Below are 24639 nucleotides of genomic sequence, written 5' to 3'. Positions count from 1 at the left end.
CATTGATGAAACAATTAGTATTGTCGATTCCATTATTTATCAAGAAACCAAAAGTAACTCGCCGGCAAAAGTTTCTCGAAGAAATGGAGCAAGTGGTTCCATGGGTAGACTGGACGAATCGGATCGCGCCGCACTATCCGGTAGCAGGTTTGGGACGCAAGCCATTTGCGTTGGAAGCGATGCTGCGGATTCATATGATGCAGCAATGGTTTGGTTATTCAGATCCGGCAATGGAAGAAGCGTTACATGATGTGCCGATGCTACGTGAATTTGCAGGACTAGATGCGGGAGAAGATGTTATGCCTGATGAGACGACGATCCTCAAGTTTCGCCACCTGCTGGAGAGGCATCACTTGGCACAAAGCCTGTTTGCTGAAACAACTGGGCGGTTAGCGCAACAGGGATTATTGCTGCGTCAGGGCACGATAGTTGACGCCACGCTGATAGCGGCTGCGCCATCGACCAAGAACCGGCAACGCAAACGTGATGGCGAGATGAGTTCGACTAAGAAAGGCAACAACTATTACTTTGGATTAAAAGCACACATAGGCGTAGATGCCGATTCCGGCCTGGTGCATAGCCTGGAAATTACCACGGCCAAAGTGGCCGATGGCAACATGATTGATGCGCTGGTACATGGCGAAGAGGCAATTGTATTGGGTGATCGGGCTTATACTCGTAATGATCGCAATCTGGAAGCGCAACGACAGCCGGAAGAGCCGGTCTGGGGTATGCCATTCAAACGCAAGCGCGGTGAGGAATTGCCAGCAGAACATGTCGTGCTCAATCGTATGCTAGCTTCACTACGCGCAAAGGTTGAACATCCGTTTCGTATTGTCAAAAGACAATTTGGTTATACCAAAGTCCGTTACCGAGGATTATTCAAGAATGCACAACAGCTTTATCTGTTGTTTGCCTTGGCTAATCTTTACCATGTCCGTAAGGTGTGGATGCCAACCACGGGATAATTCCGTCCAATATCCCTGAAAATCAGCCTCAGGGGACAGAATAGTATGCAATCTGCTAAAAATTACAGTTATTAATCGCACAATAATGCCTATATTAGCTACTTTACCGATAGCTTTGTCGACAAAACTGGAATAAATAACTTAATCAGAGCTTCCTTAAGAAGCGGTGAAAATCCCATGAGCGGTTTCAACGAGATCTGGGAAAATATAGCAGTTGCTGCAGTAGGTAATAGCAAACAGTTTCAAGTAGGCGCAAATAAATCTGATACCCTTAATGTGACTTTAGGGGCTGTTAATACTGCGGCAATGAGCATCCAAAGTGTGGATCTGGTCAACAATGCAGGATTTGCTACTTATATGATGGATCTTGCATTGAATCATATCAATGAGGAAAGATCGAAGATCGGTGCGCAGTTAAATCGTCTGGAATCTGTCATTGCCAATAACCAAACCAGTGTTGAGCCTACAACGGCTAGTAAATCGCGAATACAGGATGCTGATTATGCCCTAGAGACAACATCGTTAACTAAAAAACAGATCATGCAGCAAGCTGCCACTGCAGTATTGGCCTAGGCAAATACATCTCCACAAATGTTGATGGCGTTATTGTCTCACCCATAAGTGTTGTAACTTCCTATTCTCCCGCTTTTCTCAGATCCGTCCCCAAAATAGAATTTCCCTACTTTGCTTTAATCGGGTTGCTAATTATCCTTGAGCTGGTACACTAATTTCTAGAATAGTAATCTTGCCATTAGCTGTTATTCTTAAAGCTACAAAAAATTGATATTGAGATACTTTCTATCTAGCCACAAGACTTATCGTTATCATGCGAGAGGTTAATCATGACACACATTGATTACAAAAGACGTCAATTCCTGCAATATGCGACAATAGGTACGATCGCCGCCACATTGCCCGGTTTTGCACTGGCAGAAAGCCAAGGGTTTAGTAAGGCTCCCAACAGTTCATTCAAAGCCGATGTTGAAGTCGCATTAACCGCTCAAACCGCTGACGTCCCTATTCTTGCGGGCGCTCATACTCATGTTTTTAAGTACACTGGGAAATTGCTGAAGGGGCCCCAATCAGCACTTAAAGAATTGCCGGGTTATTTAGGACCGATCCTCAATTTCGAGCAGGGCCAAAAAGTCCGAATATACTTTTATAATCAATTGCCAGAACCATGTGTTACCCACTGGCACGGCATGCATGTACCCCAGGTAATGGACGGACATCCTATGTACGCCATATATCATGGCGAACAGTATGTTTATGAATTTGAGGTGAAGAACCCTGCTGGCACTAACTGGTATCATTCTCACACGCATGAATTAACCGCCACGCAGGTATATCAAGGCCTGGCAGGCCTCATTACCATATCCAATGAAGCTGAACGAAAACTGAATTTGCCCAGCGGTGAATTTGATCTCCCGCTTGTCATTCAGGATCGCAGCTTCACTAATGGCAATCAATTACGTTACATGCTTAATAGGCACCAGCGGATGAGAGGTTTTCTGGGCGACACGATTCTGGTCAATGGCCAAGAAAACAGCATTATTCCCGTAAAAACCAGAGCCTATCGTTTGCGTATACTCAATGGATCGAATTCCAGAATTTACAAGTTAGGCTGGGATGACGGCACTCCCGTAATCGCAATCGGCACAGATGGCGGCTTATTGGAGAAGCCTGAAACTTTACCCTATATTATGCTTGCTCCTGCTGAACGTGTTGAGCTGTGGGTTGATTTTAGTGGCAGAAAACCCGGTTCTGATCTCATGTTGCAAAGCTTGGCCTATCAGGGATCTACATCGCCTATGGGAGGTGGCATGGGTGGCGGAATGCGTCAGGGCATGGGTAGAATGGGTATGATGGATGATGCATCGGCCCAAAATGAAGTTATTTCTATTGCCAAGTTCCATATTACCGAAAAAATCAGTGATTCACCCAAGTTGCCTGCAGAACTAATTCCCATGCGCCGATTGACCGCTCAGGATATCTCCAATCCCGATAAAACTGTTCCTATTGCCATTGGCATGCGGCACATGACATTCCAATTAAATGGCAGAACATTTGACATGCAAGATCATACGGAAATTGAAAATATCCCAGTCAATAGTGTTCAGAAAATAAGGATATTCCACGATACTCACGGAGGCATGAGTAGAGGAGGAATGCGCGGGAGCAGGGGCGGCATGGGCATGATGATGGCAATGCCACATCCTATTCACTTGCATGGTCAGCAGTTTCAAATTCTATCGCGAACGCAGACCAATCAAGGATACGCATATGATACTGTCAAAGACGGATTTATCAACAGCGGCTGGAAAGACACTGTCCTGGTGATGCCGGGAGAAGAAGTAGAAATTATAAAACCGTTTAAGGATTTCACCGGCTTATTCCTTTACCACTGCCATAATCTGGAGCATGAAGATATGGGGATGATGCGCAATTTCCTAATAAGCTGATTTTCTTTGGGTTGAGTTTTTTACAAGCATTTTACGTTCTCGCCCGTCCGTACACCACTCTGTGCGCAGGATGCCGAACGAACGGAAAATGCATCAACTTGAATCTTCTTATTAAGCTTTATTCCTCTTGACAGGCAATTCAAACCAGAACTGAACATTAGGTTAAGGATGACTTACTAGGGCTGAATTCGATCGGCATACAAAACTTTATTGCCCCCCGCAGTATGCGTCAGCAAAATATCCAGCCTTTCCGCTTGTGTCAGTCCGCAGCAGATTTACACATTCTTTCCTGCAACAAACTAAATGAGTAAATCGAACAACTAGCAAATTTTTTCGTGCGCTTCCTCGAAAAAGGTGAGATTTCTCAGAAAAGATAACATTTTACATCTCTATTTACCCAATACTTATTATGGATGCTTTCTATAATGATGCATCCTGTCACCTACTCCAGTGATTCGACATTCACTGGGCCTCACCAAATGTCAGAGTAGTTGATTGTGCTGTGAAATACTGATTGCTGGAAAATTTCTCATGGCAAAATTTTGTGCCCAACCATTATTGTTACAGTGTTTATCAGCATTCAGCATGAGTCAAACTGTACTAAGAGAAGTGGAATTTTCGCGGGAGGAGCGCACTATGTCTCACAGCATTATCGGCTTGCAGCAATCTCTTGAACATATTAATACGCTGCCTGCTATGCCGGTCATTGCCCAAAAAATGCTTGCATTAGCGTTGAATACAGACGAAGGTGAAACGCAACTGCTCAAACTCATCGCACAAGACCCGCAGATTTCTGCCAAGATCATTGGATTGTCTAATTCCTCCTTGTTTGGAGTGCCAGGTACAATATCCTCGATCAGCGATGCTGCCATGTTCCTGGGTCTGACGCAGGTGAAATCAATCGCTATCGGTATGGCCACCCTGTCAGCTTTGACTAAACCACCTGAGGGTAAATTTAAATCCACTGATTTGTGGATTCACAGTATGGCCATCGCCACCACGATGCGCGCTATTGCCAGACACATACCTGCACGAAACCGTCCGATGGACGATCAAATTTTCCTCTCGGGACTTTTGCATGATATTGGATATAACGTACTAAGCTTTATTGCAAAAGACATCAGCGATACACTTTATGAAAGACTGAGCACTGCTTCCGGAATATCACTTTTAGAAATAGAGCGCGAGCTACTTGGTACACATCACGGTGAGATCGGCGCACAACTGGCTGCACATTGGGGATTACCGGCGGAAATCATTGCTGTGATACGCTATCACCATATACCCGACCACACGAATGCTGAAACCGGCCAACCCCTGGTCAAACTTGTCAATATTGCAGAGAAAATGCTACCGGATTTTGCGAACGCCGAACACACGACACAATCAATTACCGGACAGGAATGTACCGATCTTGGCATAGATCCAAGCAAGGCCGATGCTATTACCGAAGAGATTGGAATCGTTGCTGAGCAGGCCAAACAGCTTGCTAGCACTGTTTGATAACACAATATGGAACAGGGTTTCTGACATTCTGCATCCATGCATTTCCAGGAGATTACGACAGTAATCAATGAACTCGCAACCCAATCAAAGTGCGACCAAGGATCTTTAGTGTTCCAGCACGATTCGACCGGAATTCTTGATTCAATCGGCACTTTCTTCCCCGGCCCAGCCATAGTAACCGGATAAATAATGGCTGGTTGATCAGCAACTCATTAGGAATAAAGAAATGAAAAAAAACACCTATCAGTTATTCACCATCCAGTTAATCTTCTTTGTTTTTCTCGTCATGACGATCGCATTGACACATGCGCTTGTTCACGCTGCGCCACTGCAAATGCCTGTATCAGCCAGCTCCGGTTCCACGAAATCATTAAGCGTGCAATTGGATGTTGAATCCGCCAAGTACACACTGTTTGGCCCATCTCCGACTGCCAAGAACGGCCCCAGCGAGAATCCGGTGGTAAGTGTGCGCGGAGCAAAACTCACCCATAGCAAGCCAGCCGCTTCCCAATCTGCCAACCATTTACTGGTTGGGCCTACGTTACGCGTGCGCCCTGGAGACAAGCTGAATATTCTTTTCCGGAATAACCTCAACTATGAGAAATCTGCAGGTGATGCAAGCCATAGCACCACTAATCCGCATGGATTTGATGTCATCAATCTGCATACCCATGGATTGCACGTTTCACCCAGCAGTCCGAGCGATAATGTATTGCTGAATATTTTTCCGAAGAAAACACCCAAAGAACCATTGAACGAATGTTATGCTGAATTCGGCAAAGAAAATTGTGTGACAGAAAAATTTGCTTATGCTTACAAAATTCCCGTCAACCACCCTTCCGGCACCTACTGGTATCATGCGCACAAACACGGTGCTGTCGCAATGCATTTGGCCAACGGCATTGCCGGCGCCTTAATCATTGAAGATCCGGTGCATGGTTTGGAAAGCTTAGCCGCAGTGCAAAAGGCACGCGAACAAATTATTCTGTTGCAGGAAGTCGCTTACGGCGGCAATTATCCGGATAACACCGGTTCAGGCACTGAAAAAGATCCCTATCGCATCGATTGCATGAGCGTATACGGCAATCAAAATGGTTGCGCATTCGGTGGACAAAAACCACCCGCCCCTGGTATTACCAATAACGAATTATCCGTCAACGGCCAGTTCCAGCCGTCGATCACCATGTCGACCAACGAGGCGCAGCTTTGGCGCGTGATTAACGGTAGTATCGGCAATGTCGTCCCAATGTGCTTGATGCCTGTTAATCAGCCAAACGACAAAACTGCCACAGCAAGCCCGGCGGCATATGTTCTTGCGGCAGACGGCGTTCCTGTGCAGAACCCCAATGCCGGAAAAAACGATCTACCGGTACTCTTGACCAACCCGGTTGTGAAACCAACTGATGGCGCAGGAGTATTGAACAATGAGCTGCTCTTCCTAGCCGCAGGCCAAAGACTCGATTTAATGGTAAAGGCGCCATCCACTCCGGGCACTTATGCTCTGTATGATGGCGTTGATCAATCCGGCAATGCGATTCCCCGAGATCAAATATGCCAAGCATCTACCTATGTGCAGCTAACCCCGATCCTCACCGTAAATGTCGAGGTCAGCACGAGTGAAATTGCCTACAATACCGATGTACCAACGCAACAGGCACTCAACAGACTAACAGCGCCGGTCACCATCACAGCTGCCGAAAGCCCCGAGTTGCCTACTCAGGGCGCTGTCTTTGGTTTCACCAATAGCGAATTCGCTCCGATTGACGGTGGCGCATCGGTCATCAACGCCAGAGTTTTCAATCCCATCCGCAGTCAGCGCGATCTCGCACTGAAACAAGTCGATCTATGGTCCGCGCAAAGCGCCGTGGGAACGCATATGTTCCATATCCATATCAATTCATTTCAATTGGTTTCCCGCGGACAAGTGAAATATTCGTTCCCTATCTGGCGGGATACATTGCTGGTAGAGACACAATCCGATAAGGAAGGAAATGCAGAAATCGGCGATATCGTGCAATTCCTGCAAAAACCGCTGGACTACACTGGCTCCTTGGTCATGCACTGCCATAATGTTTTTCATGAAGATAATGGCATGATGGAATTGGTAAAAATTCTACCGCCTGTCAGTATCCACAAACCTTCACACAAGAGAGACGCGGGATCGCATTCATCGCGATAAATTCTGGAAAACGGTTCAGGTTCGTCAGACAAAAAACCTGAACCGAATTAATTGATTTAAAATTTTTATCCGTCAAAAGATCAGTCGAACCTAATCGTCCTGAGCCAGTCAAAATTATTTCTTAAAAGCAGCGTACAAGGCTTATTTACAGGCACCTGCTTGATTATCGCTGAACTTGTCAAACTTGTACTGAAACATCATGTCGAGCAATTGACAACAGTGCCTTTGAATACTTCTCGTTGTTTTTTTTCTCGCCCATTACTTATAATATATCGATGTTCTTGATCGTGATTCAAGTTCTAAAAAAGCCGTAGTGATACAACGAAGAACACTAAATAACCACCGGACAAAACCGGTGGCATTAACCTTTCAACGGATAATAAGAAATATACCCCATTGTTATAAAACGTAATAAATTCAGTCTATTTTATGCCAATTTTAGTACATCTGTACTATAAAAACAGGAAGAATCTCATGGTTCTAAAAAGAAATTAAATGTTAGTATATTTAATAATGATAGTAGAAAATTATTATCATTAAGTACAATTGCTTTATTAACGGATAGTTATAAGAAAATTTTTTATAACCTCACTTTGGGAGTTTGATATGAAAAATAGTAAAATGAAAATACTAACAATTATTGCTGTGATGTGTTTTGGTATTGGTTCAGCAAATGCTACCACAACGGCTCTGAGCTTCAGTTATAACGCACCAAATTGGGATGCTGTTTTTGGTAACAATGCTGTTACTGGGTTTTTTAATGACCATTATACTTTTACTGTACCTGTAGGTGCCGGCGGTGGTGGGGGAGGCAGTGTAATATCAGGTTTTGCAGAATTTGGACCTGATGTATTTATTACAACTTTTGACTTAATTGATACTACCACGGCTTCAACTATTGCTTCAGGAACAGCGGGTCCTGGTATTTTCAAGTTTTTTAGTTTTTCAGGCTTAAATCCTGCTGATAGCTATGAAATTAATGTGAAAGGTGGTCTACTCGGATCTTCAGGCAGTGGTTCATATGCTGGGAATTTTCATATTTCCCCAATTCCTGAACCAGAAACTTATGCCATGTTATTGGCTGGTTTAGGTTTGGTCGGATTTATGGTGCGTCGCAGAAAAGAAATCGTTTAATTTGATCGAACTGTATTTCAGACAACCCCGCCAATATTGCGGGGTTTCTAGCTTGAGAGTAAAGTAGCTGTTTTTTATAGATCGTTGAGAAACGTATTCGAGGCAACCAATGCAAGGCCAGTGGCACCAGATTTGATCGCACTACTCTCCTTTCATCCCCACTCTGATTCTGACAAGTATTTTCCCGCTTAAATTACACCGCATCAATCATAATTACCGGCATTCTGCCGAGAAGCATAAATATAGCCACAGATTGCACCAATAATCACGCCTAATGGCGCGGCGATAAAAATTCCTATCAATGGCCCCTGATTGGTGTCTTTGGCAAAAACCATGGGACCCAAAAAACCAACGATAAAACATAATCCACCGAGAATCAACGCGCCGCTAATAACAGCGATACCGATACCCGTTTTCTCTCCAGAAACCAGTTTCCAAGTAAACCATGCAGCTAGGGATGCACAAGCGAGTGAAAAAGTCGTGCCGAGCCAGAAAGGAAAACTGGTCGTAATCGTTAAAATGGTGCTGATAAAAAACAGCACAGTCAAAAACATCAGTAGAGATACAATTGGTTTCAGTATTTGAATCATTGCAATACGCTTTTTATATTAGTAAGCATTTATGAAAGTTCTGAATAATGCACATTCGTCATTCCGAACAAAGTGAGGAATCTTTGGCAATCAACACTCAACACGAGAGATTTTTCGCTAGGTTCGAAATGCCAGTTATTTGGAGATCCCTTGACAGTGCAACATTGTAAACTATCTCCCATGTATCCATTGCTTGGATTTACTACATGAGGTTCTCAGTATGAATACATTTAACCCGCGCCGGCGCAAATTATTGCAATACGGTTTCATCGGGCTGGGTGCTTTTTTTGGTAATGCTTTGTTGCCGTCTCCGTTGAAGGCGGCATCCTTGGCATTGTCTTTAGCAGCACGCGGAGAGCTGCTGCCACCGGATCAGAATGGCGTGCGTCTGCCCGCGGGTTTTACTTCCCGCATCCTAGCGCATTCGGGGCAAACACTTTTTGGCTATACCTGGCACGCTGCACCGGATGGTGGCGCTGTTTTTGCTACTGCTAATGGCGGTTGGATTTATGTTTCCAATAGCGAGCTGGACAATCAAGCGGGCGGTGTGGGAGCATTGCGCTTCAATGCACAGGGAGAAGTTATAGATGCGTATTCGATTCTGAGTCAGACCAACCGCAATTGCGCCGGTGGGCATACCCCGTGGCAGACTTGGCTGTCGTGCGAAGAAATTGAAAAAGGCCGGGTGTGGGAGTGCGATCCGCTTGGCCGGAAAGCAGCGCAAGTCAGAAGCGCTTTGGGTATATTTAAGCATGAAGCGGTGGCCGTGGATACGCGCAACATGCAACTGTATCTAACCGAAGATCAGTCCGATGGTTGTTTATATCGCTATACCGCACGCTCATTTGATGCTACCGGGAATCCCAATCTGGATGATGGTTTCTTGGAAGTCGCCGAGGTCGTCGAAGGCCCTATTGGCGCAGTGCGTTGGCATACACTGCCCGATCCACTGGCAATCACGACACCGGCGCGCAAACAAGTTGCCAACAGCACCCGGTTTAATGGCGGCGAAGGTATCTGGTATCACCAGGGCATAGTCTACTTCACCACCAAAGGCGATAACCGGGTGTGGGCGTATACTGTGCAACAGCATCGCCTCAGTGTCGTCTACAATGCGGCTTCATATCTACAACCGGTATTAACCGGCGTGGATAATATCATTACCAATGCTGCGGGAGATTTGCTAGTGGCTGAAGATGGCGGTGATATGCAGATTGTTGTGCTGACTGCAGGCAAGGTTTTGCCCTTATTACAAGTGGTAGGCCATAATCGTTCGGAGATTGCTGGCCCCGCTTTCAATCCTGACGGCTCCCGTTTGTATTTCAGTTCACAACGCGGCAAAACCGGGCGCGATAAGGATGGCATAACGTTTGAAATTACTGGTCCATTTTGATTGCAGTACTCTAAAGCTTTTCTCCGGCACTTGATAAATTCGTTCAGTGGTCCCATTTATCCCGGAAACTGCAACAGGTTTTATGTGCGTAAATGAAACTTCACTATTTGGCTTAAAGCAGCAATAATGTTCATGGCGTGACTGCGTGATCAACAGGGAGAATTGATTTGGAATTCAAGGATTACTATAAGACACTTGGCGTTTCACGCGATGCGACAGCAGAGGAAATCAAGAAAGCATACCGCCGCCTCGCGCGCAAGTATCATCCGGATGTTTCCAAGGAAACTAACGCCGAACAGAAAATGAAAGAAGTTAATGAAGCCAATGCGGTACTTTCCGATCCGGAAAAACGCGCAGCTTATGATCAATTGGGGCAGGGACGCGGATTCCAGCCAGGCAGTGATTTTCAACCGCCTCCCGGCTGGGATGCCGGTTTTGAATTCCGTGGACAAGGATTTAACGGTGCACAGGCTGCCGATTTCAGTGATTTCTTTGCGGAATTATTCGGCAAACAAATGGGCGCTGGCGGTCGGCAAGCCCACCATCGGATGCGCGGCGAAGACCATCACGCCAAAATCATGCTCGATCTGGAAGATACCTACCACGGTGCCACACGCAGCCTGACACTGCGTATGCCCAAACTCGACAGTCAGGGACGCACCGTGCTCGCCGACCACATGTTGAATGTCAGAATTCCCAAAGGGGTACATGCCGGGCAAGTGATCCGGCTTGCCGGACAGGGTGGTCCGGGCCATGCTGGGGAAGCTTCCGGAGACTTGTTCCTGGAAGTTCATTTCAAACCGCACAGCCGTTACCGGATTGAAAACAAAGACATCTACGCCACGTTACCGGTCGCACCGTGGGAAGCGGCACTGGGAGCAACAGTTAAAATACCGGTGCCGGATGGTCAGGTGGAAGTGCGGATACCGGAAAACTCTCAATCAGGCCGCAAGCTGCGCTTGAAAGGACGCGGCATCCCTGCTGCCACACCCGGCGACCTATATCTGGTGCTGGAAGTTGTGCTACCGCCCGCTACTACATCCAAGGAACGTGAGTTTTATCAAACTATGGCGCAGGAACTTGCTTTTAATCCACGCCAGAATCTCGGAGTCTAAATCATGTCGCACGAAATCGATGCCATTTTACTTGAGGATACCAAGCTCAACCTGGATGAACTGGCGAGAAGTTGCCAGATCAACCGTGAATGGATTATTGAGCGCGTTCGATGGGGCCTGTTGCTGGATGAGGATTTAATCACTAACGATCCTGCTGCATGGCTATTTGATAGCCGTAGTTTTATGCGGGTCAAGAGAATCATAGCGATTGAGCGGGATTTTGAAGGTAACCCGGAATTAGCCGGTTTGGTCGCCGATCTGCTCGAAGAAGTTGAAGTGTTACGCGCCCGGCTGAAAGCATCCGAGTTGAATGAAGATTAACAAAGCATCTGCCAGCCAAACGAATTAAATAGGAATATTGCTCATGCCTTTACATATCGTGTGTCCGCACTGTCACGCCACCAATCGCGTACCGGCAGATCGCCTCAGTGCATCGCCCAATTGTGGTGCTTGCCATAAAGGGCTGTTTATCGCAAAACCAGTTGAATTAACAGAAAGTCATTTCAACCGGCATATCGCGAACAGCGATATTCCGGTTCTGGTTGATTTCTGGGCACCGTGGTGCGGTCCGTGCCGCATGATGGCACCTGCATTCACCAAAGCTGCTGCTTTGCTAGAACCGGGGATGCGCCTTGCTAAGGTTAACACGGAAGAAGAACAAGGCTTAGCGGCTCGTTACAACATTCGCAGTATTCCGACTTTGGCGCTGTTTAAAAGTGGCCAGGAAATCGCCAGACAATCGGGCGCCATGAGCGAACAGGATCTGGTGCGATGGGCGCAAACGCACAACAAATAATGACCAATACTAAAGGAACAAACACCTATGCCCAATAACGGATTTCTATCCCGTTTCATCTGGACCTCACTCGCAGCCATATTGCTGGCGTTATTTTTCCATAGCTTCCTTTATCATTACTTCCCGGATATCCTCCACCCGGACTATTTTACCGACAAGGATAAGCAGGAAAATGCCGAGCCGCGAGTAGTCCAGGCACGTGGCAATTTAGCCGAAGACGAAAAAAGCACGATTGAATTATTTGAGAATTCGCGTGATTCAGTTGTATTTATCACCACACGCCAACGTGTCATGGATGCATGGACGCGCAATATTTTTTCTGTTCCCAGCGGCACCGGTTCAGGTTTTATCTGGGACGATAATGGCCATATCATCACCAATCTCCATGTCATCAAAGGCGCCAGTGAGGCCACCGTACGCCTGGCTGACGGGCGCGATTACAAAGCCTCCCTAGTTGGCGCCAGCCCGGCGCATGACATTGCCGTACTGAAAATTGGTATTGGTTTCCAGCGCCCTGTCCCGGTTCCTTTGGGTACCAGCCACGATCTCAAGGTCGGGCAGAAAGTATTCGCAATCGGCAATCCTTTTGGCTTGGATTGGACATTAACGACCGGTATTGTCTCGGCACTGGATCGTTCACTCCCAAGCGGTGACGGACGTACCATCGACAATCTGATCCAAACCGATGCCGCCATCAACCCAGGTAATTCCGGTGGTCCCTTATTGGATTCCGCAGGGCGCCTGATCGGCATCAATACCGCCATTTATAGCCCCAGCGGTGCCAGTGCCGGTATTGGATTTTCTGTGCCGGTTGATACCGTCAATCGCGTAGTTCCTCAAATCATCAGCCGCGGCAAATATATCCGTCCGGCAATGGGCATTACCGTCGATAGTAAACTCAATAATCGCCTAACAGAACACTTGAAAATAACCGGTGTTATCATCCTGAGCATCAGCCCCGGATCAGCGGCGGACTCAGCCGGACTTCAAGGTGCAACGATCACCCCCGAAGGTAATATCATCGCGAACGATATTATTGTGGCACTCGAAAATAAACCCATTGATTCCGTCGATAAGCTACTCGCTCGGGTTGATAGCTATAAAGTTGGCGATACCATCAAGATCACCGTGTTGCGAAAAGGTGAAAAAATTGACGTGCCGGTTACGCTACAACCGGGTGAGTGACATAAAGTCAGAAATTCCATAAAAGCGGCACGTTATTGATTCGAAGCAACTGACAAAGCAATCTATTGTTCACCAGTCAGCACAATGACTGAAAAATCATCGCTGCTGCCCGCGTGGCGTGCAGCCTTGAATACATTCGCATGATCCGCTTCACACTCGTTGACGAAGAGAGAAGCAATTTGAGCATCATCCAAGGCTTCGTTCAATCCGTCGCTGCATAGAATGCCCTGGTGTATAAGAGTTCATACTTTACTGCGCGCCATAATTAGTCCCCTCCTTTACTTCGATCAACATCCACTGCTGTCACCAAACTGCTACGATTTCCCCAAGCATTCCGTATATACGACACCACCAGAGCTACCTCTTCATCATGTAAAATCTGCTGGAATGGCGGCATTCCATAAGGTCTAGGATTTCCTGCTGTCGTGGGTGGATATCCGCCATTCAGCACGCTGCGAATAGTATTCAATGGCGAACTCATCAACACCCCTCGATTACCGGCCAGCGCGGGATAAATACCTGGGGCTCCCTCTCCATCGGCACCATGGCACGTTTGGCAATGTTTCTCATACAATTTCCCACCAAAATCCAGATGCCTCTGCAAGCTACCTGACATCACTGAGAAACGGACACCAGGCACTTTACCAGCTTCATTTTCCGTGAGCGCCTTTAGATAGATCGCCATGCCGTTAATATCATCCTGTGACAAATATTGAAGGCTTTGTCTTATAACGGTTGCCATGGGACCTGAAGCTACGGCACGCTTTGTTATACCAGTCGCCAACAGTTCAACGATTTCTTCGATTGACCAGCCACCAATACCTGCTTCCTGATATGAGGACAAGGAAGGCGCATACCAATTCGTACCCATTATTTTCCCACCTGTCAGCGTAACATCTTGACTAGCTCCAAATACATTGCGGGTTGTATGGCAAGCATTACAATGGCCTAAACCCTGCACGAGATAAGCACCGCGATTCCAAGCATCACTCTTGGATTGATCCGGCTCATAAACACCCTCTCTGAAATACATAACGCGCCAAATGGCTAACAACGGTTTGAAATTATAGGGAAAAAAAATATCGTTTGGTGGATTGGATTGCGAAACGGGCGGTATAGATTGAAGATACACAAAAATCGCATTGGCGTCTTGCCGCGTGACTTTGGTGTATTCGGTGTAGGGAAAAGCAGGATACAGGAGTCTCCCATCACGTGACTTACCCTGATGTAGTGCTTGCCAAAAATCTTGTTGACTCCAAAGACCAATTCCTGTTTCTTTGTCAGAAGTAATATTGGGTGTAACGAAAATGCCAAATGAAGTAGATAATCGGCGTCCGCCCGCAAACGGTTGACCACCCTTAGTTGTATGGCATCCCATGCAATTACCAACGCGCGCTAAATAGGCGCCATGCTGCACTTCGACAGAGCGGTCAGGTTCCTCAGCAATCGCGCACGTAGCTTGCGTTATCGAAAGAAATAATAACGATGCCATGCATGCCAAAAATAAGGCATTAAATTTACAATTATTTATATTATATTTTATAGCCAAATGCCTCATTCTTTACCCTCGGCTTCCGTGATGTTTTGGCTGCAACGATGCACTAATTCAGGTAAAAGCGTACTAATTGGTCTTGGTTCCCCTGAAACAAACTGATTTGCTAACCATTTCGCAACCGCATTAACTTCATCATCGGTCAATTGTTTAGCAATTTCAGACATACAGTCAGGCACTTGACCGCGCATAATGCCTCCATTTCGCCATCCACCTAGCTGCGCCGTAATATAAGCTCGGGATAATCCCAGCAATCCCGGGATAGCAGGCTCTATACCCATCAAATCATCTCCATGACAAGCGCTGCATGCTGGAATATTCCTCCCTGGATTTCCCATACGAATAAGTTGTTCTGCCAGTTCGATTTCCTCGGGTTGCATATAAATTTGTTCTGGTAAAGGATAGGGCAACTGTAGAGAAGAAAAATATTGGGCTATTTCATATAAGTATTCATCTGACATGTTTTCCAACAGAATAGCCATCGGTTGATAATAACGCCGGCCATCCCTGAAATTGCGTAACTGATTAATGAGATACCCCTGTGGCTTACCCGCTATGCGAGGGTAATAAGCATCACGCCCCGCTTTATCTTCAGCGCCATGGCAAATGGTACAAGCCCTAATGCGTTCAGCCATCGTGTCCGGTACTTCAACAGGTGTGCCGCCATAAACGGACGACACACAAGTCATACAAAAAAATGCCCATAAAATAAAACGCATCATTTAGGATTTCTTTCCCATCTATAGGTAGTCAAATTAGCGAAGAATGATCGCGCACTGTTGTCATTTTTTAATCAAAATAAATAGCTACAAAGCTGCATGGAAGCAGTCTCAGGAAATTATCAAAAACGGATATTGTACTGAACATAGAAAAGATCAGCCGAGATTCCTGGCCGTTGTTTCTCTAGATAATTACCGCTAAACAGTTTTGAGTAACCGACCAGCACATCTTGATGGCGGTTTACATGGAAGTTCGCACGAAAATCGATCTCATCGCCGACATGACTGCCTGATTGGCCTGTTGGGTCTCTCATGGTGGCTAAGCCAGAAGCGTTATATAAATAATCGGTGTTATTCGCCAGATAGAATCTATGGTACTGGGAAATAAACGTAAACCATGGCATTGGATGTAAGGTGAATTGCGCATTGATGTCATGTATATTTTGACGTCCTACACGATCCAGGAAACCCATGTAGTAGTGACCGAACGGGAAGAGCTGATTAAATGTATTACTTCTGCCATCATTGGATTTGCTATCGCCGGATGCGAAATCATAGCGTATCCAAGCTTGTGGATTCATCGGCAAGGGTAAACGATAACCCACGCCGCTCGCAACTGCAAAGGCGGAAACATCCAAATTGGACCGTTGACCGAACTGATACATACCTTCCAATTCGTATAATAAATTGTCAAAATTTCCAACAAACCGGCCACCCAGGGTATGAAGGTTTGAGTTTCCTTGCAGAATATTTCCTGTTAACACATTGGCTGAACTAAGATTTCTATTGTTATCCAGGCTGAGGAAATAGAGATCAATTAAATGACCGGGTTTCGGCTTGTTGGTAGCCCACAGGCCATAAAAATTCTGTTGCGTATCCCAGTTATCAACATTACCTTTTTCGATAATCATCGGGCGCATCCAGAATGCATCAACGTCCCATGTCGGCGTGCGCCAGAAAGCTTTGACACCTTGGAATGTTCTGCGGGTGTTGACCCAATCGAGCGTAGAAATCAATCTTTGTGAGCCGTACATTAATTCTTGACGGCCGACACGCACATAAACGGGACCATTGTTAACACTGGCAACTTTTATATCGGTAAAAAGATTGAGTATGTCTGCATGATTTCTATCCGTGACGAGCGGAGGCAATTCGGAGCCGAATGCACGCGCATCAATACCTTCTGCAAACAAACGTACTTTGTCTTTATACCATAAGTCCGCGTGGAATCGTGTGCGCAACATATGGAAGTCATTATTAGTACCGGCTGCATTTAAACGGCTATCCGTTTCATGCGTGTAGCGGTACCAAAAATTACCACCAAAAGAGAGCAACCAGTCATTGCCGAGATGCATTCTTTTGACGGGGTCAAAAATATCTTTTTCATGCCCTGGGGTATCCAGGTAGCGGAAATCAATGTCGTATGCGGGAGTAGTCAGCAGTGCAAATGGTGCATAAGGGGCAACCGGCGGTTTTTCACGCTTATTACCGGTGATCAAATCCCACAGTGAAAAATAACCTGGTCCGGTTGGCGGCAACAGAAATAAGCCAGGGCGCGATGGAGCGGTAACTGGCGGAACTTTTGACATGTCAACAGCACCACTGGGTGCACTGACCCCAGTTGCAGCCGCTGCAGTGGTTGTTGCAGGCGGATTTGTATTTGCCGGAGCCGGAGCTTGCGTCTGCGCCTGCACTTGAAAGGCCAGACACATCAATCCTAAACAGCATAAACAGATTTTCAGGAATAATTCACGTACTCTTGTTGGTAGGATTCTTATTGACCGCTTAGTTGTCACCGATGAAGGTATCAAATAGCATAATTTTTTCATTAACTTAATTTCCTTTCCTTTTATTTTAAATACTTATACCGGTGATAAATCTATATTTCAGCAAAGCTGAATTCAGCATTGTGTCCACAGCAAACAAGGAATCCTCCTCCGTTCTGAAATGCCCCTGAATTTAGATATAGATGTTAGTGCCGGAATATGTTTAGCATTATTCATGCCAAAAATAAATTGTTGATTAAATTGTTTTTTTATTATTAATACAGGAACAATATTTCGTTATTCTCAATTTATTGAGATATTATTCTCAAAAATTTGTGAATCTACTTGTGATGATTAATACCTTTAAAACACTGTTTCAAAATTCGCCCCTGTTCCTTGCAATACTTGATGACACACTTATTTGTCGTGACATCAACGAAACTTGGCGTAACTATCTGAATCTGTCTGCAACAGAGACCGTTGCCTTAGCTGTTGAGGAATTATTTGATGATTCGCATAATGTTACAAATCAGATTGAGCAAGTGGCGCATATCGGCCGGATCTTAATTGAATGCCCTGTTACTTTATTAGCGAAGAATCACCTTAGCCTGCTGTTGCATCAAGGATTGTTATCAGCATGGCGCATACAACCGAACCATGACACAGAAGTTTGGGTGTTACTTGTATTTTGTGACCTTACTGAGCACGGCCAAACTTCAAACGAACTACGTCGATTACAAACCATACACGAGTTAATCCTTAACGCAGCTGGAGAAGGTGTCTACGGAGTAGACAACCAAGGCAATACAATTTTTGTCAATGAAGCTGCCACTCAGATACTGGGCTGGCGTGGCGTAGATGTGATTGGAAAACCATTGCATGCCATCCATCATCATTCGTATCCTGACGGCTCGCCCTATCCAAGCAGCGAATGTCCAATTTACGCCGCTCTTCAAGATGGCACGGTGCATCATGGAGACAACGAAGTATTTTGGCATACCGACGGTACCGCAGTTCCTGTTGAGTATACAAGCACACCGATTCGAGAAGACGGCCAGCTCACGGGTGCAGTCGTTATCTTCCGGGATATAACTGAGCGCAAAAAAAACGAACAGCAGCGTATGCTGGCCTATGAAGAGATCAAAATACTGAAGGATTTGCTAGAACATGAGCTTGACTATCTACGGGATGAAATAAATGTCACGATCCATTTCGGCGAGATTATCGGCGAAAGCCAAGCTTTAAAACGCACGCTTGCCCAGATTGAAGCAGTGGCCAAAATGCCGACAAGCGTTCTAATTCTGGGAGAATCAGGTGTTGGAAAAGAAATGGTTGCACGCGCAATTCATGTGAATAGCTCCAGAGCTAGCAAGCAACTTGTGAAAGTGAACTGCGCCTCTATCCCCAAGAATCTTTTTGAAAGTGAATTCTTTGGGCATGTTCGCGGATCATTTACCGGCGCTCATCGCGATCGGATTGGGCGTTTTCAGTTGGCTGAAGGCGGCACTCTTTTTCTTGATGAAATCGGTGAGATACCGATCGATTTGCAAGGAAAATTGTTACGAGTGCTCCAAGAACATGAGTTTGAGCGCGTGGGAGACGACAAAACTATTAATAGCAATGTACGAATTATTGCTGCAACTAACCGTAACTTAAAGGCTGAGGTCGATGCTGGCCGGTTTCGTGAGGATTTGTTTTATCGCTTAAGTGTTTTTCCTATCGAAGTGCCGCCATTGCGAGAGCGTGTCAAAGATATCGGTCCTCTGGCGGCCCAATTCTTAAGTAGCATCTGCATTGAATTGGGACATGATTCTTTATCATTGACCCAACAGCAATTAGACATTCTGAATAGGTATCATTGGCCCGGCAATATCAGAGAGCTCAAAAATGTCATTGAACGAGCTGTAATTCTTACAAAAGGCAAGCGGCTCAGACTAGATTTGGCTATGCCTGGTAATAATGAAGCCACGCAAACCCAAGTATATATACCATCATCCGGAGAAACAGAGTTCGTTACAGATGCAGTTTTTCGCGAAAAAGAAAAAATAAACATGTGTGCTGCCTTACGACACGCAGGCTGGCGTATATCCGGCACAGACGGCGCAGCTGAACTATTGGGTATTAAACCTTCTACCTTTGCTTATAGGATGAAATTACTTGGAATTAAGAAGCCAGATTAATTGAATAGTCTTCGTCATTGAGGGTATCCTAAATTTTGTGTAAGTGGCGGTAATTACTGCTGAGGCATCCTTTCCTCAAACTGAATAGTAAACCTGTTTAACGCAGGTTTCCAATCGCGCAGTGGCATCGTCCATTTCTTGCTGATATTGATCAGTGCCAAATAGAACAATTTAGTAACAGCTTCATCATTTGGAAATGAGCTCCTATTTTTACTAACTTTACGTAAACTCATGTTCACCGACTCAATGGCATTGGTGGTGTAAATGATTTTGCGTATTTCAGGGGGGTAATCGAAGAACGGAATAATACGCATCCAATTGTTACGCCAGGATTTAGCAATTGGCGGATAAGCATCATCCCATTTCACTTCAAATTCAGTGAGATATTGCTCTGCCTCGTCTGCTGTTGATGCGCTGTAAACGCGCTTCAAATCAGTTGCAACCAGACCGCGTTTATTCCAGCCCACGTAATTTAAACTATTACGCACCATATGCACATGCAAAGCTGTACCGTGGCTTGCGGGTAGACCGCCTCAATGGCTTCAGGAAAGCCTTTTAAGCCATCCACACAGGCGATGAAGATGTCTTGTATGCCACGGTTCTTAAGTTCAGTGACAACGCCCAGCCAGAATTTAGCACCTTCAGTCTGCGAGACCCATAAACCCAGCACTTCTTTTTCGCCTTGCATGTTTATGCCAATGGCAAGGTATACGGCTTTGGTACGCACCGCACCGGCATCACGGACTTTGACGTGGATGCAATCCAGATAAATGACGGGATAGACTGCATCCAGCGGGCGGGACTGCCATTGCTTCACATCTTCCATCACTGCATCGGTAACGGATGAGATCAGTGTAGGCGAAACCTCCGCACCATACATCTCGATCAGGTGACTCTGGATTTCGCGTACCGTCATACCACGCGAGTACAGTGATATGATCTTGTCATCAAAGCCAGTCCAGCGTGTTTGGTGCTTAGAGATCAGTTGTGGTTCAAAGCTGCCCTCGCGATCACGAGGGATTTCAATCGGCAACTCACCAAATTCGCCCTTAAGGGTCTTGCTGCTTTTGCCGTTGCGGGCATTGCCAGTGAGGTTGCTGACAGTAGCATGTTTGTCATGACCCAAGTGCTCAGTCATTTCCGCTTGTAACGCACGTTCAATCAGCGCCTTGGTGAGTTGCTTAAGTAAGCCATTCTCTCCAATTAGGTCTTCTGGCTTTTTATAGCCTGATAACAGTTGGTCAATTAAATCGTTGGGTAAAGTTCTTGTTGTCGTCATTTCTTATCCATTTCTGAAAGTAGCAGTTTCCTGCAAAATGACCACTTACACAAAATTTCTTACACCCTCTCGTCATTTAATTTATTTGATTACACAAACTTACCGGGAATGATAAGTACGTCTACTCATCAGACACATCGCACCTACTTACTCGTTATGACGGCTTCTTTACTTCCCGCACCTTCCAGAATGCGCATAACAAGATTGGATGTCGAAATACCGGGTGTATACGTGAGTTCTTGAATCATTTCTGCCGGTAATGACTCACACAGCTTATATTTATCTAAGCGCTCCTGCTCGGATGCGCACGCGAAAGTATAAATGTCGAAACCATGCTGTTGCATAAATGCTTTAGTGACATTCACCGGCGTATCCGTCATTACGGCATCCACATATTTGCAAGCAGCAACAACAGCAGCACGTTCGGCTTGTTGCATGACAGGAAGTTTCCCCTTATTCTCGACAACACGCTCATCCGAAACCACGCACACCGTCAAATGCGTGCCCAATGCGCGTGCTGCTTGTAAAAAATTCACATGACCTTCATGAAACAAATCGGCCACCATGCGTGTATACACGCGTCGTTGCGGTTGATTTATCGGCCACACGGGAATTTCCCGATTTAACCGCATCATGGCTCGTTCCATCCACTGACGGCTACGCAATGCGAGCACGTTGTCAGGATCCTTCAGAGCGATTTGATGCGCATAACACCAGGCCTTAGCCAGGTCCCCTGATAGCCAGCGTTGCACAAGCCGGTGATACGCATAACAGCGCACTAGCAGGGTAAAATTTTCCAGATTATGTGCGGATATCACAGTATCCCAGTTGGGATTTGGCGTGCGCCAATCGCCATAAAATGCCGTCAGGATTTTTTCCGGCTGCCGCGGAAACCAGACTTGACCGTATTCTGAGCTACGCTGCATCAAATCAAACTTGGGAAAAACGGATACCCGCTGATAGTCATCTGGATAACCAGGTAGTGAAAAACCACCGACTATCTGTTTTCCTCTCGCTTGCAAACCACAGACATCGAGCGTAATCCCCAATTCCGGGTGCACATAATCACGATAATTGGCATATTCAATGCGCATAGGCGAGCTGACCCACCCGGCTTGCTCCAATGCATTGCAGCATGCATCCCAGGATTCCATCCGCACGGCTATATCTAGATCTTTGTCGAAATCCAGTAAACATCCGTTACGAACCAGCCCCAGCAGTGTGCCGGCAAAAGGAAATGCCGGTATATCCAGCTTAGCTAATTCCGCACAAGTCTTCCACAGCAAATTCTCTGCTTCTCCGGTGGCAAATAGATTCTCGTCAGATTGCAGTCGCTTAGCCAGCGCTTTTTGCGGCGGGATTTTTCCTGATTTTGCCAGCGCCATTAAGTGTTTCAGCGCACAGGTAAAATGTGTATGCGCACCGGATAAATCTAACAAAATGAAACTCGCTGTCCCCATTATTTGTGCCCACTGTGCCTTGTGAAAATCACCTTGCACATGCGCATAAATTTTTGCTGCGTAAACAAGTGTGTCGGCCGTGCGCTTAGTGCGCATTGCCAGTGAACACCATAACCTCGCAATATCTTGAGACAGCGGATATTCATTTTTTAACGGATCCAGAATCTCACTCGCATCATTCATTTTGCCCGTAGCGATTAAATCCTTCGCTTTCACTAATAATTCATCAAGCTTATCGGTCATGATTATGCATGTTTTGGTTAATTCAATTAATAAGTCTTGTATTTTACCTATTATTTAATATAATAGGAATCATTCTCATTACTATTTGCACAATAATGAGAAGATTGATAAATTTAAATTAATTATTTGATTCAGTATTTCGGGAGGTAAAACCATGGCATTTGATAAAATACCGCGTCCTAGTAGCGGCTCAGGGAAGGTTGAGATAATCGATGGTATAGAATTTCCAGGATTGGGTTCTGGAGGATTTGGTCCCAATGATTTCCTTTTCATCGGTTCTGATGGAGATGATTTTGATTTGATCGGCGGCACCGGTCACGATGAACTCGAAGGCGAAGCCGGTAACGACAAGTTATTAGGCGGGGATGGAAATGATAGAGTGGAAGGCGATGACGGAGAAGACGATCTGGATGGTCAGGATGGCACTGATATACTGGAGGGCGGTGCTGGCAATGATATTCTAAGAGCGGGCTACGGTCATGACGAACTAACCGGTGGTACGGGCGATGATACGTTTGGTTTTTATGCACTGGGGCACTTTCATGTTAAAGACTTTAGTATCGGTGAAGATCAATTGTTTTTTGATGCAGAAAAAATTGGCGTAAATGATCTTTCAGAACTCGTTGGGTATATAACAAATATTGATCAGAGAAGTGACGGTGTAACCGTTGAATTCGGCCCCAATGCATCAATTGAGCTTGTTGGTGTCAATCTCGCTGATATCAGTGCTGATATGGTAGTTTTTCACCTTTGAACGCTTCACTCAATAAATAGCAGAATTTCATAAGCATGAGCCCGGACAATCAATCCGGGCTCAGTTTATTGCATTTATTCCACGGTATAGATTGTCACCATACCCGCACTAATATGATCGTTCACGTGGCAATGATACATCCAAACACCTTGAACATCAGGATTCATATCCAGCGTTTTGGTCGCAGCCGGCAATACTTCTGTCACATCCAATCGATTGCCATTGTGTAACAATGTTGCACCATGCCAATGCGGCGTATGCAGGTCCACTTCAGTGCCCATGCCCATAATATACCAGCGCACACGTTCTCCTTTTCGCATTACATACCCCTGATTATTGCTATAGACCAATCCATTTATACTATGCATCAAATTACTTTCCTGGAACTCTTCATCTTCTGGATCACAAGCGCCGTTGCAGTTAGAAAGATTGGTATCCAGATATGGGCTGGCGTTTTCATCAAACACCGTAAACAGTGAAATAAATTCACGATCAACGTCTGTAGGAATTCTATCCGGATTTCCATACCCTTCTTTCGTAATGATTATCGGACCAATCAATCCAGCATTGGTATCTGCTGGTTCATCACGATGACTATGATAAATCCAAACAATAGAAGATGGATCGTTTTTGCCTGGCCCCGATCGTTCTGGAACATCCCAGAAATAGGTATGTTCTCCACCCGGTGCAACAACGCCATTCGGTTTATGATGACTATCCCCCTCTTTAGGAGAATGGGCAGCACCTTCATGCGCACTGGTATAAAGGACACCATGCGGGTGGATACTCGCTGGAAAACGCGTATTGTTTTTAAAGTGAACGATAATCTTATCCCCTACCGAAGCGCGAATCACGGGCCCCAGTATGCCCAGATGCTCTTCCTTGGATCCGCGTTGTTTTAGCGCACCAAATCCTTCCGTATATTCCCGGTAAACAGATTTCAAATAACGCCGGCCAATCCCTTGTTCTACAAATACACGCTGATCAGCCGCAAACCCTTTATCCGACATCGGATTAATCGGAAACGAAGGCGCATAATCCCAAACCACTTCATCAGCCGCTATCCAATATACCCGGTCTAGCGACTCAGCCAAAACCGAGTTGCTGATGAATTCAACCCACACAATGGCAACGATACACAATATTTTATTTTTCAACATCAAGAAATTCCTTCTGATTAAATATAACAATGCTTTCAGAACACTGTCTTGAAAAATGATTTGCCTCATCCGATCTGTTTCAATCAAACACACAAAGCGCGCATGTCATGGATATTGGCTGGCTACTAATGAGGAAAACACGTTGGCTGGCTGACTAGACCTGCTATAAACAAACACAGGCAAAAATATTTCTTAAAG

20 protein-coding genes and 1 pseudogene are annotated in these 24639 nt (G+C 45.7%); 13 read left to right on the top strand and 8 right to left on the bottom strand.

Features of this window, described 5'->3' with window-relative positions; all coding sequences use genetic code 11:
* Positions 1-5 precede the first annotated feature (5 nt).
* From NIT79A3_RS03630 to NIT79A3_RS17680, 6 genes are all read left to right on the top strand, one after another.
* Positions 6-968: an IS5 family transposase gene (locus NIT79A3_RS03630; RefSeq protein WP_013964908.1), complete on the top strand. Its 963-nt coding sequence runs from the start codon at positions 6-8 to the stop codon at positions 966-968.
* A 177-nt stretch (positions 969-1145) separates the two neighbouring features.
* Complete coding sequence (locus NIT79A3_RS03625) at positions 1146-1541, top strand: flagellin (RefSeq protein ID WP_049785333.1); 396 nt, start codon at positions 1146-1148, stop codon at positions 1539-1541.
* 269 nt (positions 1542-1810) lie between these two features.
* On the top strand, positions 1811-3430 hold the full coding sequence (locus tag NIT79A3_RS03620) for a multicopper oxidase domain-containing protein (protein ID WP_013964907.1): 1620 nt from the start codon (positions 1811-1813) through the stop codon (positions 3428-3430).
* Between the two features lie 636 nt (positions 3431-4066).
* Positions 4067-4933, top strand: a complete 867-nt coding sequence (locus NIT79A3_RS03615; RefSeq protein WP_041360507.1) for an HDOD domain-containing protein — start codon at positions 4067-4069, stop codon at positions 4931-4933.
* A gap of 229 nt (positions 4934-5162) precedes the next feature.
* Positions 5163-7115, top strand: a complete 1953-nt coding sequence (locus tag NIT79A3_RS03610; RefSeq protein ID WP_013964905.1) for a multicopper oxidase domain-containing protein — start codon at positions 5163-5165, stop codon at positions 7113-7115.
* Between the two features lie 606 nt (positions 7116-7721).
* The gene (locus NIT79A3_RS17680; RefSeq protein ID WP_013964904.1) at positions 7722-8249 is read left to right on the top strand and encodes an FxDxF family PEP-CTERM protein; all 528 of its coding nucleotides are present in this window, start codon (positions 7722-7724) and stop codon (positions 8247-8249) included.
* Between the two features lie 203 nt (positions 8250-8452).
* Here NIT79A3_RS17680 and NIT79A3_RS03600 read toward each other — a convergent pair whose 3' ends face one another.
* Positions 8453-8839 (bottom strand): hypothetical protein, encoded by a 387-nt coding sequence (locus tag NIT79A3_RS03600; RefSeq protein WP_013964903.1) that lies wholly within the window; start codon positions 8837-8839, stop codon positions 8453-8455.
* 220 nt (positions 8840-9059) lie between these two features.
* Here NIT79A3_RS03600 and NIT79A3_RS03595 point away from each other — a divergent pair, with 220 nt between their 5' ends.
* From NIT79A3_RS03595 to NIT79A3_RS03575, 5 genes are all read left to right on the top strand, one after another.
* Complete coding sequence (locus tag NIT79A3_RS03595) at positions 9060-10232, top strand: alkaline phosphatase PhoX (RefSeq protein WP_013964902.1); 1173 nt, start codon at positions 9060-9062, stop codon at positions 10230-10232.
* Positions 10233-10399: 167 nt separating this feature from the next.
* The gene (locus NIT79A3_RS03590; RefSeq protein ID WP_013964901.1) at positions 10400-11347 is read left to right on the top strand and encodes a DnaJ C-terminal domain-containing protein; all 948 of its coding nucleotides are present in this window, start codon (positions 10400-10402) and stop codon (positions 11345-11347) included.
* 3 nt (positions 11348-11350) lie between these two features.
* Positions 11351-11668 (top strand): chaperone modulator CbpM, encoded by a 318-nt coding sequence (locus NIT79A3_RS03585; protein WP_013964900.1) that lies wholly within the window; start codon positions 11351-11353, stop codon positions 11666-11668.
* Positions 11669-11705: 37 nt separating this feature from the next.
* Entirely contained in the window at positions 11706-12143 is a 438-nt protein-coding gene (gene trxC, locus NIT79A3_RS03580) for a thioredoxin TrxC (protein ID WP_156797005.1), read from the top strand.
* A 27-nt stretch (positions 12144-12170) separates the two neighbouring features.
* Positions 12171-13328, top strand: coding sequence for a trypsin-like peptidase domain-containing protein (locus tag NIT79A3_RS03575; RefSeq protein ID WP_013964898.1), 1158 nt, complete (start codon positions 12171-12173; stop codon positions 13326-13328).
* Positions 13329-13390: 62 nt separating this feature from the next.
* Here NIT79A3_RS03575 and NIT79A3_RS18540 read toward each other — a convergent pair whose 3' ends face one another.
* From NIT79A3_RS18540 to NIT79A3_RS03560, 4 genes are all read right to left on the bottom strand, one after another.
* Positions 13391-13534 carry a hypothetical protein gene (locus tag NIT79A3_RS18540; RefSeq protein ID WP_156797004.1) on the bottom strand — a complete coding sequence of 48 codons (144 nt, stop codon included), beginning with the start codon at positions 13532-13534 and terminating at the stop codon, positions 13391-13393.
* A gap of 59 nt (positions 13535-13593) precedes the next feature.
* On the bottom strand, positions 13594-14820 hold the full coding sequence (locus NIT79A3_RS03570) for a cytochrome c (RefSeq protein WP_348225711.1): 1227 nt from the start codon (positions 14818-14820) through the stop codon (positions 13594-13596).
* A 62-nt stretch (positions 14821-14882) separates the two neighbouring features.
* On the bottom strand, positions 14883-15602 hold the full coding sequence (locus tag NIT79A3_RS03565) for a c-type cytochrome (protein ID WP_013964896.1): 720 nt from the start codon (positions 15600-15602) through the stop codon (positions 14883-14885).
* A gap of 119 nt (positions 15603-15721) precedes the next feature.
* Positions 15722-17311: an alginate export family protein gene (locus NIT79A3_RS03560; RefSeq protein WP_348225710.1), complete on the bottom strand. Its 1590-nt coding sequence runs from the start codon at positions 17309-17311 to the stop codon at positions 15722-15724.
* Between the two features lie 404 nt (positions 17312-17715).
* Between NIT79A3_RS03560 and NIT79A3_RS03555 the strand changes: the two genes are divergently transcribed.
* Complete coding sequence (locus tag NIT79A3_RS03555) at positions 17716-19545, top strand: sigma 54-interacting transcriptional regulator (RefSeq protein ID WP_013964894.1); 1830 nt, start codon at positions 17716-17718, stop codon at positions 19543-19545.
* A gap of 53 nt (positions 19546-19598) precedes the next feature.
* On the opposite strand, the pseudogene NIT79A3_RS03550 reads toward NIT79A3_RS03555, so the two are convergent.
* A pseudogene (locus tag NIT79A3_RS03550) lies at positions 19599-20824 on the bottom strand (IS256 family transposase).
* 143 nt (positions 20825-20967) lie between these two features.
* The gene (locus tag NIT79A3_RS03545) at positions 20968-22527 is read right to left on the bottom strand and encodes an adenylyltransferase/cytidyltransferase family protein (RefSeq protein WP_013964893.1); all 1560 of its coding nucleotides are present in this window, start codon (positions 22525-22527) and stop codon (positions 20968-20970) included.
* 154 nt (positions 22528-22681) lie between these two features.
* Between NIT79A3_RS03545 and NIT79A3_RS03540 the strand changes: the two genes are divergently transcribed.
* Positions 22682-23281 carry a hemolysin expression modulating protein gene (locus NIT79A3_RS03540; protein ID WP_013964892.1) on the top strand — a complete coding sequence of 200 codons (600 nt, stop codon included), beginning with the start codon at positions 22682-22684 and terminating at the stop codon, positions 23279-23281.
* A 74-nt stretch (positions 23282-23355) separates the two neighbouring features.
* Here NIT79A3_RS03540 and NIT79A3_RS03535 read toward each other — a convergent pair whose 3' ends face one another.
* Complete coding sequence (locus NIT79A3_RS03535; protein ID WP_013964891.1) at positions 23356-24441, bottom strand: multicopper oxidase domain-containing protein; 1086 nt, start codon at positions 24439-24441, stop codon at positions 23356-23358.
* Between the last annotated feature and the right edge of the window lie 198 nt (positions 24442-24639).

Origin of the sequence: Nitrosomonas sp. Is79A3 (assembly GCF_000219585.1) — a bacterium.
In the GTDB taxonomy this organism is placed as follows: Bacteria; Pseudomonadota; Gammaproteobacteria; order Burkholderiales; family Nitrosomonadaceae; genus Nitrosomonas.
Note: the sequence above shows the minus strand (reverse complement) of the source record. Positions and strands in the feature narration are given on the sequence as shown.